Annotated in this window: 10 protein-coding genes; 6 read left to right on the forward strand and 4 right to left on the reverse strand. The window is 69.8% G+C overall.

The window, feature by feature from the left end; translation table 11 throughout:
- Window positions 1–176 precede the first annotated feature (176 nt).
- The 3 genes from ACH4LD_RS36125 to ACH4LD_RS36135 all read right to left on the reverse strand — a co-directional run bounded on the left by ACH4LD_RS36125 (window position 177) and on the right by ACH4LD_RS36135 (window position 4,074).
- The gene (locus ACH4LD_RS36125) at window positions 177–1,361 is read right to left on the reverse strand and encodes an NAD-dependent formate dehydrogenase (RefSeq protein ID WP_398057290.1); all 1,185 of its coding nucleotides are present in this window, start codon (window positions 1,359–1,361) and stop codon (window positions 177–179) included.
- 277 nt (window positions 1,362–1,638) lie between these two features.
- Window positions 1,639–2,610, reverse strand: coding sequence for an agmatinase (gene speB, locus ACH4LD_RS36130; RefSeq protein WP_398057289.1), 972 nt, complete (start codon window positions 2,608–2,610; stop codon window positions 1,639–1,641).
- 105 nt (window positions 2,611–2,715) lie between these two features.
- Window positions 2,716–4,074, reverse strand: coding sequence for a pyridoxal phosphate-dependent decarboxylase family protein (locus ACH4LD_RS36135; protein WP_398057288.1), 1,359 nt, complete (start codon window positions 4,072–4,074; stop codon window positions 2,716–2,718).
- Window positions 4,075–4,239: 165 nt separating this feature from the next.
- On the opposite strand from ACH4LD_RS36135, the gene ACH4LD_RS36140 reads away from it, so the two are divergent.
- The 6 genes from ACH4LD_RS36140 to mqnP all read left to right on the forward strand — a co-directional run bounded on the left by ACH4LD_RS36140 (window position 4,240) and on the right by mqnP (window position 8,997).
- The gene (locus ACH4LD_RS36140) at window positions 4,240–5,133 is read left to right on the forward strand and encodes a LysR family transcriptional regulator (protein ID WP_398057287.1); all 894 of its coding nucleotides are present in this window, start codon (window positions 4,240–4,242) and stop codon (window positions 5,131–5,133) included.
- Window positions 5,134–5,215: 82 nt separating this feature from the next.
- Window positions 5,216–6,175 carry an amidohydrolase family protein gene (locus ACH4LD_RS36145; RefSeq protein WP_398057286.1) on the forward strand — a complete coding sequence of 320 codons (960 nt, stop codon included), beginning with the start codon at window positions 5,216–5,218 and terminating at the stop codon, window positions 6,173–6,175.
- Window positions 6,176–6,394: 219 nt separating this feature from the next.
- Complete coding sequence (locus ACH4LD_RS36150; RefSeq protein ID WP_398057285.1) at window positions 6,395–6,745, forward strand: hypothetical protein; 351 nt, start codon at window positions 6,395–6,397, stop codon at window positions 6,743–6,745.
- 102 nt (window positions 6,746–6,847) lie between these two features.
- Window positions 6,848–7,219, forward strand: coding sequence for a winged helix-turn-helix transcriptional regulator (locus ACH4LD_RS36155; protein WP_398057284.1), 372 nt, complete (start codon window positions 6,848–6,850; stop codon window positions 7,217–7,219).
- A 447-nt stretch (window positions 7,220–7,666) separates the two neighbouring features.
- Entirely contained in the window at window positions 7,667–7,867 is a 201-nt protein-coding gene (locus tag ACH4LD_RS36160; protein ID WP_058084740.1) for a cold-shock protein, read from the forward strand.
- 224 nt (window positions 7,868–8,091) lie between these two features.
- The gene (gene mqnP / locus ACH4LD_RS36165; protein ID WP_398057283.1) at window positions 8,092–8,997 is read left to right on the forward strand and encodes a menaquinone biosynthesis prenyltransferase MqnP; all 906 of its coding nucleotides are present in this window, start codon (window positions 8,092–8,094) and stop codon (window positions 8,995–8,997) included.
- Between the two features lie 37 nt (window positions 8,998–9,034).
- On the opposite strand, the gene ACH4LD_RS36170 is transcribed toward mqnP, so the two are convergent.
- Window positions 9,035–9,829 carry a type VII secretion system-associated protein gene (locus tag ACH4LD_RS36170; protein ID WP_398057282.1) on the reverse strand — a complete coding sequence of 265 codons (795 nt, stop codon included), beginning with the start codon at window positions 9,827–9,829 and terminating at the stop codon, window positions 9,035–9,037.
- Window positions 9,830–9,865: the final 36 nt, after the last annotated feature.

Genomic DNA, 9,865 nt, shown 5'->3' on the forward strand with positions numbered 1-9,865 from the left:
GGTACCGGGCGCCCGGGCCGGGGTGGGGGGGGGTGGTGGGGGGGGGGGGGGGGGGGCCCCCCCCGCCCCCGGGGGGGGGGGGGGGCCCCCCCCCCCCCCCCCCCCCCCCCTGGGGAGGGTGACGCCGGGAAGCCTCGGGGGAAGGGCCCCCTGGCGTCACGCGTGGTTCAGAAGGGTCAGGCGCCGGTGCTGCCCGGGCTCGCCGCACCCGAGGTGGTGTAGGCGTGCGCACCGGTGCCCGCCAGCTTGCCGCCGTCCACGATGAGGTACTCGTCGCGGATCGGGCGGCCGGCGAGGAAGTCCTCCAGGATCTCGCGGGTGCCGGCGGCGTAACGTGCCTGCGCCGAGAGGGTGGAGCCCGACACGTGCGGGGTCATCGCGTTGTGCGGCATGGTCCGCCAGGGGTGGCCGGGCGCCGGGGGCTGCGGGTACCAGACGTCGCCCGCGTACCCGGCCAGCCGGCCCGACTTCAGCGCGCGCACGACCGCGTCGCGCACCATGATCTCGGCCCGCGCGGTGTTGACGATGTAGGAGCCGCGGCGCATGGTCGCGAGCAGTTCGTCGTCGAAGAGGTGGTACGTCTCGGGCTGGAGCGGCGCGTGCACGGACACCGCGTCGACACTGCGCACCAGCGACCGGACGTCCGGGTGGTAGGTGAGACCCAGTTCCCGCTCGACCGCCTCGGGGAGCCGGTGCCGGTTCATGTAGTGCAGGTTGACGTCGAACGGCTTGAGCCTCTTGAGCACCGCGCGGCCGATCCGGCCGGCCGCGATGACACCGACGTCCATGCCCTCGATGTCGTAGGCCCGTGACACGGCGTCGGCGATGTTCCAGCCGCCGTTGCGGACCCACTCGTGGGACGAGACGAAGTTCCGTACGAGGCAGAGCAGTTGCATCACGGCGTGCTCGGCCACGCTGATGCTGTTGCTGTAGGTCTCCTCGGCGACGGTGATGCCGCGCTGGATGGCGGCCTCCAGGTCGACGTGGTCGGAGCCGATGCCCGCGGTGAGGGCGAGCTTGAGCTTCTTCGCCTTGGCGATGCGCTCGGCGGACAGGTAGGCCGGCCAGAACGGCTGGGAGATGACGACGTCGGCGTCGGGCAGTTCACGCTCGAAGACCGAGTCCTCCCCGTCCTTGTCGCTGGTGACGACGAACTCGTGGCCCTGCGCCTCCAGGTAGGAGCGCAGGCCCAGTCCTCCGGAGACGCAGCCGAGGAGTTCGCCGGGGGTGAAGTCGACGGCGGACGGGGTCGGCAGACTCGTGCCGTCCGGATAGGCGGTGAGCCGGGGAAGCGCGTCGCGGACGTACTCGGGCGGGTACCCGGTCAGCGGATCCGGATAGAGGACGCACAGCACCTTCATTTCCCGTTCTCCTCGCACACGAGCCATCGACTGCCCATACACCGGCCGGAGATCGGGACGAAGGCGAGGTCCGGTCGGGGCCCGCACCACTCCCGTGAACGCTCGTCGCGGGCGGCCCGGACTCCCCCCACTCTCGCTCCGGGCACCCGTCCCGGACCATGGAGCGGGCCCTACGTCCCGGCGCCGCCCGGTGTGCGGAGCACCCCACTTCCGGCGACGGGTTCACCCGTCACTCACGGGTCACCGGGCGGGCGCGGGAGCGCTGTCCGGCCCGGAGTCAGCGGCCCTCCAGCAGCGGCCTACGCGGATCCCACGTCGTGCCGTCGCGAGCGTCCTTGCGTCGGCGCGCCATACCGGTCAGTGCCTCAAGGACGACACGGTTGGCGAGGAACGACGTGATCTCGGCATGGTCGTAGGGCGGTGCCACTTCGACGATGTCGACACCGAGGACGGGCAGTTCGTAGGCGACCCGGCGGACGGCGTCGAGCAGTTGCCGGGCGGTCAGGCCACCCGGCTCGGGCGTGCCCGTGCCCGGAGCGTGGCCGGGGTCGCACACGTCGACGTCCACCGACAGGAAGACTCCGTCACAGTCGTCCATGGCGATGGCGAACGCCTCGGTCATGCACTCGTCGAGGCCCCGTGTCCCGATCTCGGTCATCTCGTAGGAGCGCATGCCCTGGCGTGCCATCCAGTCCAGCGTCTCGGGCGGCGGCCAGTACCCGCGCAGTCCGATCTGCAGGAACCGGTCGCCGCGCACCGAGCCGGACTCGATGAGCCGGCGCATCGGCTGGCCGTGACCGACCAGGGAGCCGAACTCGACGTCCACCGTGTCGGCGTGGGCGTCGAAGTGGATCATCGAGACCCTGCCCGGCCCCACGTGCTCGGCCACACCGGCCGCGTCCGGCCAGGCGATGGTGTGATCGCCACCGAGGATCACGGGGATGGCCCCGGTGCTCGCGACGGCTCGGACCGCGGTCCGCAGGTCGCGCACCGAGCGCTCGGCGTCGCCCGAGAACATCTCCACGTCCCCGGCGTCGTAGACGCGCAGGTCCCGTAGCCCGTCGACCCGCATGGCCAGCGAGGGGCGCGATCCGTCGTGGGGGTTGTAGTCGGTCTGCCGGATGTACTGCGGACCGAACCGTGTGCCCGGGCGGTGCGAGGTCCCGCCGTCGAACGGCGCACCCAGGATCACGACGTCGGCGTCGGCGTAGCTCGCCGGGTCCGCCCAGTCGCACGGGTCGATACCCATGAAGGTGATGTCCGGTCCGAATTGCGTGCCATAACGAGCCACGGTGTCCACCAGTTCCAAGAGGGCCGGTCGTCGGCGTCGGGAGCGTGCGGGAGTGCGGGAGGGTCAGCGCATCGAGTCGATGAGGAGACGCAGGTCCTCCCGCGAGGTCAGCGGGTTGACGATGGCGACCCGGGCGCAGACCTGGCCACGGTGCCGAGTGGGGGTGACGAAAGCCCGCTGCGATGCCAGCAAGTGGGCGCTCCAGCGGTCGTAGTCCTCGGGTTTCCACCCGACGCGCTCGAACACCAGCACGGTGAGGTCGGGTTCGACCAGGAGGTCGACGTGGTCGGCGCTCCGTATCAGGTCGGCCCCGGCGCGTGCGGTGGCCAGCGTCTGCTCGACGGCGTCGCGGTAGGCGTCGGTGCCGTTGGCGGCCAGCGAGAACCACAACGGCAGTCCGCGGGCCCGGCGGGTGAGATGGACGGCGTAGTCGGACGGGTTCCACTCCCCCTGGCCCGTGACGGGTTCCAGATATGCGGCGTGCTGGGTGTGGGCCTGGCGCGCCCGTTCCGGATCGCGGTAGACGAGGGCGCAGCAGTCGAAGGGGCCGAACAGCCACTTGTGCGGGTCGACGATGAACGAGTCGGCTTCCTCGATGCCGGCGTAGAGGTGCCGGACGCTGGGCGCGGCCAGGCCGGCACCTCCGTAGGCGCCGTCGACGTGCAGCCACCAGCCGTTGTCGCGGGCGGCCTCGGCGACTCCGGCGATGTCGTCGACGATGCCGAGATTGGTCGTGCCGGCGGTGGCGACCACGGCGAAGACGCCTTCGCGCCGGGCTTCGGGAAGCCGGCCGACGGTGTCCCGCAGCGCCGCGCCGGTCATGCGACCGCGCTCGTCGCCCCTGACCTGGATGACGTCCACGTCCATGACCACCCGCAGTGCGTGGGCGACCGACGAGTGCGTCTCCCCGGTCACGCAGACCGCCCAGCGCCGTGGCGTGCGGGACCGCGTCCTCTTCGCGGCTTCACGGGCGGCGACCAGGGCGGACAGGTTCCCGACCGTGCCGCCCTGGACGAACGTGCCGCCCGATGTGCCGGGCAGGCCGGCCAGGTCGGCGATCCAGCGCAGCGCCTGGTTCTCGGCGAACGCGGCCCCCGCGCCTTCGAGCCACGACCCGGCGTACACGCTCGAAGCGGCGACCAGCATGTCGAACGCCGCGGCCATCCTGGTCGGAGCGCCCGGGATGAAGGAGAGGTAGCGCGGGTGGTCGACGGCCAGGCAGGCCGGAGCGAGCACCTCGGACCAGAGCCGTACCGCTTCGGGACCGCCCACCCCGCAGGCCGTGATCGTGCGGCCGGCGAGGGCTTCCAGGTGTTCCGGCGTCGCCGTGCCGCCCAGCGAGGGGTTCGCGGCCAGCCGTTCCACGCTCAGCCGGGCGAGTTCCAGCACTGTCGTTTCGACGGCGGGCGTGTATTCGTGCACGGGACGTCCTCGGGGGCTGCGGGCCGAATTCCGGTTTCCGACGCACCGGCCGAGCCCGTCCCGGAACCGGTCTCCTCCATTCGGCCATGGACATACCGTCCCCGTCTATCACGCATCCACGAGGTGAGTGTCCGTGGATCGCGGACGATCCCTTACGCTGCTTCGATGGATCTGCGATGGATGCGTGTCCTGGTCGGTCTGGCCGACCACGGCACTCTGCGGGCTGTGGCCGACGTGACCGGCTACAGCACCTCCGCCGTGTCCCAGCACCTCGCCGCTCTGCAGCGGTCCCTCGACGTCGTACTGGTGGAGCCGGTCGGCCGACGGCTCGCGTTCACCCCCGCGGGCCGGGCGTTGCTGCCTCACGCCCGTGCCATGCTCGCCGCGTTCGATGCCGCCCGCGGCGACCTCAGACCCGAGGGACCACTCACCGGTCAGGTCCGCCTCGCGGGCTACGCCACAGGCCTGGCCCGCCACGTGATCCCTGCACTCACCGTCCTGCGAGCCCGGCACCCCGACCTGACCGTCACCATGGAGGAGCGCGAGCCCGCCGAGGCCAGAGCCCTCCTCGACCGGGACGAGACCGACATCGGCCTGGTCTACGACCTCAGCCTCGTCCCCCGCGACATCCCTGCCGCCGCCTACAGTCACGTGCCGATCGATCTCGTGGTCGCGGCCACGGAGGACCGGGCCCCCGAAGAGATCATCATCGATCCCACGACGAACTGGATCGTCAACTCCCGTGGAAGTGACGATGCCGAACTGGTCCACCGGGTGACCGCCCGGTACGGCGTCAGCCCGCGGATCCACCACCGCATCGACAGCCTCGACCTGGTCGTCCGTCTCACGGCTGCCGGCCTCGGTACCGCTCTCATGGCCGCCGACGGGCCACGCCACCCTCACGTGCGTCACCTTCCCCTCCACGGCGCCGCCGGATACCGGCGCAGTTACGCGCTCACCAGGCCGGGGCGCCAGGACTGGTGTGCCAACGCGGCTGTCGTCGCCGCCATCACCGCCGCTCAAGGCCCTGCACAGGAGGGCGGCCACACTTCGGCGTAATATCACCTCTCAAACCCGGGTCGGAGTCATACGAGACCCACCCCTGGGCTACCCGCGGATCTGCGGAGAGAGAGCCTCTGCCATGCCTCGCAATCGCATAGACGTACACACGCACGCCTTCGGTCCCACGCTGACGGAACTGTTCGACAGCCAGGTCATCCGCCTGCGCGGCGGATACAAGATCTCGGCGAGATGGACTCCGGAGAGCGCGCTGGCCTTCATGGATCGCAACGACATCGCCGCACAGGTGCTGTCGGTGCCCTTCGCCTTCTCCGGCACCCCGGACGATCCGGACTTCGGCATACGCACCAGCCGACGTGTCAACGAGGATCACGCCGAGATCGTCTCGGCCCGCCCCGACCGGTTCGGTGCCTTCGCCTGCCTGCCGGGGGACAGCGCGCAAGCGGCCCTGGCGGAGCTGGAATACGCCCTGGACGAACTGGCCCTGGACGGAGTGATCCTTCCGTCGAACGTCAACGGCCGGTACTTCGGCGACGAGTTCTTCGAACCGCTGCTGGAGGAGCTGAACCGGCGCCGAGTCCCCGTCTTCGTCCATCCGACGGAGCATCTGGCCATCGACAGTCTCGGCTTCGACCGGCCGAGTTCGGTGATCGAATACCCTCTGGACACGGCACGGAACATCACCAACGCCGTGTACACGGGGGTCTTCCAGCGCTACCCCGACCTGCGATTGATCCTGGCCCACTGCGGCGGTGCCCTCCCCACACTGGGCTGGCGCATCGCGGAACACACCGAGATGGGCCGTGGCCCCAAGGACGCGGACATCGATCCCGCTCACGTGACGCAGGTTCTGCGCGGCCTCTACTACGAGACCGCCTTGGCCGGTGCGGCTCACTCTCTGCTGCCGACCTTGCAGGTCACGGGTGCAGACCATGTTCTGTTCGGGACCGACTGGCCAGCCGCCCCCGAGACGACGGTGACGCACAACACCGCCAACCTGTTGTCGTTCGGCTTCACGGAGGACGAACTCGTGGACATCGAACGGCGAAACGCCGCCCGGCTCTTCCCCCGCCTGGGCTGATCCACCGAAACGGCGCGCCACCGCAGATACCGCCAGGCCGAGCGATGGTGCTCGGCAGCCGGCCACGGCGCCATCCAGCCGTAGACCAGCCACCGCTCGGCCAACGTAAGTCACCAACGTCACACCGGGCTGTATCGCCTCCTATATTGCAGCTGACACATGAGTCGCTGAGCAGTGAGTGACGTTCGGTGACTCCAGCGCTACCTCGTGGAGGTTCTTGTGCGAAGTCTGAAAAGAAACATCGCTTCCGCCGCGGTGGCCGCCGGCGCTGTGGCGCTGGCGGTAGGGCTGTCCAGCTCCCCCGCCTTCGCCGTCGATCCCGGCACGCCCGGCTACGTCACCTTCTGGCAGGGCGGATTCACCGGCCCGGCTCTGGAGTACTCACCGTCCCAGGTCGGCACCTCGTGCGTGACCCTGCCGTTCTCGGTACAGTCCGACCTCAACTACAGCTATCGGACCGTCCTCGTCTACAGCGGCACCGGGTGCACCGGTTCCACGCTGACGCTGCCCGCGGGTGACCTGCACAGCTTCGGTGGGTTCGTCGGAAAGAGCTTCCGTTTCGCGAGCTGACCGCGCTTCCGGCCGGACCGGTGGCAGTCAGGGGGCTGACAGTCATGTGTCGCCGATGTATTGTGAGTTTCTGACTTTGATCCGGCCGGATAGTGTCTGCTTATGACGACAACCCAAGGCGAGTCCACCATCAGTGTGTTCTCAAAGGACTGCCTCTCCCGCCAGGTGCTCCTGGACGTGACAGGCCGATGGGGCGTCCTCGTCCTGTCGGCCCTGTACGAGCGGGAGTGCCGCTTCAACGTACTGCGACGCCGTATCGAGGGCATCAGCGAGAAGATGCTGTCGCAGACCCTGTTCACCCTGCGCCGGGACGGCCTGGTCAACCGGCATGTCGAGGCGACGATCCCACCCAAGGTCACCTACAGTCTGTCCCCGCTCGGGACGGCCGTGGCGAAGCGGGCCGTCGAACTCGTCACTCTGCTCGAGACCGAGGCGGAACGGTTCGAGCAGGCCTGGGCGGCCTTCGAGGAGTGACCCGGTCCAGCTTTCCGGTTCCCGCAGATCGACCGTCAGCTCGCCTGCCCGGGCCCAGTGGCCTCCCAGTTCTCCTCCAGCACACCTTGTCCCGCGCGGACCGGCGACGCCCTGGCCCGATCCGCGCCCGCGACCTCGGCCCCGCTGTCCTCGGCCGCCGCCGGCACCGAGAGTGGCACAGTCCGCGAATGTGAACCCCGCTCAAGGCAAACTCGGGGCAGTTCCAGGCTCTAGGCACGCTCCGCCGCCATGGCCCCCCGCGCGCCTGTCGCCGGAACGGCCCCAGTCTCCGGCCCGCCGCATACCCGGGCGACACCCTGCGCTATCGGTTGCCGGAAATTCAGCCGCACGGCAGGCTGGTTTCCCACGGGGCCGCACCGCGTCACCGCCGGTGGCCCTCATCTCAGTTCACCTGGGACTCACCCAGCACGACCGAAGGAACACAGCATGGCCAGCGGCACGGTGAAGTGGTTCAACGCGGAGAAGGGCTACGGATTCATCGAACAGGACGGCGGACCCGACGTCTTCGCCCACTACTCGGCGATCTCCGGTACGGGTTTCCGTGAGCTCCTTGAGGGAGAGCGGGTCACCTTCGACGTCACCCAGGGCCAGAAGGGCCCGCAGGCGGAGAACATCATCCGGCCCTGATCCCGCGCGCACCGGTCGACGGTGCCCGTGACGTACGGTCCGCGCACCCCGTGACGGGGTGCGCGGACCGACGCGGTTGGGCACGGACCGCAGAGTCAGTACCGACCCATGTGCGAACGACACATGAGTCACACGTGACAGTCACTTCTTGCCCTGTCACGACAGGTACGATCTTCACACTTCCGAATGCGCGCAAACGGCGCGCTCGTGCAAGGAGTCGTCCTGTGAGTTCAGTATCCGCGGCGGTCCCTCAGCCGGGGCGCACCAAAGCCTTCCTACGGCTGGTGATGATCGAGCACTCGGTGTTCGCGCTGCCCTTCGCCTACATCGCCACCCTGACGGCGATGTACGAGCGACACGGTGCCGTCGACTGGGTGAAGCTGCTGCTGGTCACCGTCTGCATGGTGGGGCTGCGCACTTTCGCCATGGCCGCGAACCGGATCATCGACCGCGAGATCGACGCCCGGAACCCCCGCACGGCCCATCGTGAGCTGGTCACCGGCGCGATGTCGGTGCGGCACGCGTGGACGGGCGCACTGGTCGCCGTCGTCGTCTTCCTCGGCGCGGCGGCCCTGCTGAACCCGCTGTGCCTGGCCCTGGCGCCCATCGCCGTCGTCCCGATGGTGGTGTACCCGTACGCCAAGCGGTTCACCAACTTCCCGCAGGCCTTCCTGGGCCTGGCGCAGTCCATGGGCCCGGTCGGTGCCTGGCTGGCGGTCACCGGCTCCTGGTCCTGGAAGGCCGTGATCCTCGGCCTCGCCGTCGGCATCTGGATCGGCGGCTTCGACCTCATCTACGCCTGCCAGGACGTCGACACCGACCGGCGCATCGGCGTGAAGTCGGTCCCGGCCCGCTTCGGCATCCCGGCCGCGATCCGGGGCGCGCGGGTGTGCCACACGATCACCACGGCCCTGTTCGTCTGGTTCGCCCTGGCCACCCACGCCGGCGCCTTCTTCTGGCTGGGCCTGCTGATCGTCGCGGGCGCGTTCGTCTACGAGCACTCCATCGTCCGCCCGCACGACCTCTCCCGCCTCAACCGCGCCTTCTTCCAGGTCAACGGCTTCATCGGGATCGCGCTCTTCGTGTGCGCGCTGCTGGATCTGCTGGTGCGTGGGCTGTCCCTGCGCTGAGGGATGACGGCGCGAAGCGGGGCGGAAGACGGGAGGATCACTCCCCGTCTTCCGCCCCGTACCCTTCTTCCGCCCCTTCCCCGTCCTCCGGCCCGTATCCGCCTCCGGCGAGCAGCGTCATGTGATCGGCGACGTACGCCACGGCGCCCGTGGGGTTCAGGTACAGCTCGTGCCCGAAGGGGACTTCCGGAAGCAGGTCCTCCACCCGCACCCGACGGTGCCGCAGCGCGCCCACGCGGTCGAGCTGAGCCTGTGAGGTGAACACCGGGACGACCGGTGTGCCGTCGGGTGCCGAGGCGGTCACCGGCGCGTCCTGGGCGTCGACCAGTACGGCGACCTCGGCCGTCAGCAACAGCCGGTCGATGTCCTCCTCGGGGCCGTACCCCGTCGCGGCGAGCTGGATGGCGGCGTCGAGGGCGTCGGTGGGGTCGTCCCAGCCGAGCGCCAGCGGTGACGGGCGGTAGTCGGGATTTTCCGACCACTCCACCACCTCCCCCTCGCCGTCCGTGCGCCACTGCCCCACGATGGCCCAGGCGGGCGGCTCGTCCGTTCCCTGCCAGTAGGGGTCGACCACCCCCAGCCAGTGGTCCGGTGCCAGCCGCGCGGCCTCCCTGATGTTCTCCGGCACCTCGGGCAGTTCCTCCCCGCCCACGGCCTCCACGCCCTCAGCCCCGGCAGCCTCGACGGCACGCAGCCGGGACACCCAGCGGGCGGCCGTGTCCGGGTCATCCCCATCGTTCGGGTTTTTCTGGGCGCCGACTTCGTCGTCCGGGGCGGTCTGTACCAGGGCGCGCTTGACGCCATCCGCTTCCTCGATTTCGAGTTCTTCCATTTCTCATCCTTGCACTCTGGTTCGTCTGGCATAGCC

The sequence above is a fragment of the Streptomyces sp. NPDC017676 genome (assembly GCF_044329325.1).
Classification (GTDB): Bacteria; Actinomycetota; Actinomycetes; order Streptomycetales; family Streptomycetaceae; genus Streptomyces.

Bases quoted from the DNA above. Each gene is read 5' to 3' on its own strand.
- ACH4LD_RS36125 (WP_398057290.1), bottom strand. From the start codon at position 1,361: ATGAAGGTGCTGTGCGTCCTCTATCCGGATCCGCTGACCGGGTACCCG.
- speB (WP_398057289.1), bottom strand. From the start codon at position 2,610: ATGGGTATCGACCCGTGCGACTGGGCGGACCCGGCGAGCTACGCCGAC.
- ACH4LD_RS36140 (WP_398057287.1), top strand. From the start codon at position 4,240: ATGGATCTGCGATGGATGCGTGTCCTGGTCGGTCTGGCCGACCACGGC.
- ACH4LD_RS36145 (WP_398057286.1), top strand. From the start codon at position 5,216: ATGCCTCGCAATCGCATAGACGTACACACGCACGCCTTCGGTCCCACG.
- ACH4LD_RS36155 (WP_398057284.1), top strand. From the start codon at position 6,848: ATGACGACAACCCAAGGCGAGTCCACCATCAGTGTGTTCTCAAAGGAC.
- ACH4LD_RS36160 (WP_058084740.1), top strand. From the start codon at position 7,667: ATGGCCAGCGGCACGGTGAAGTGGTTCAACGCGGAGAAGGGCTACGGA.
- ACH4LD_RS36170 (WP_398057282.1), bottom strand. From the start codon at position 9,829: ATGGAAGAACTCGAAATCGAGGAAGCGGATGGCGTCAAGCGCGCCCTG.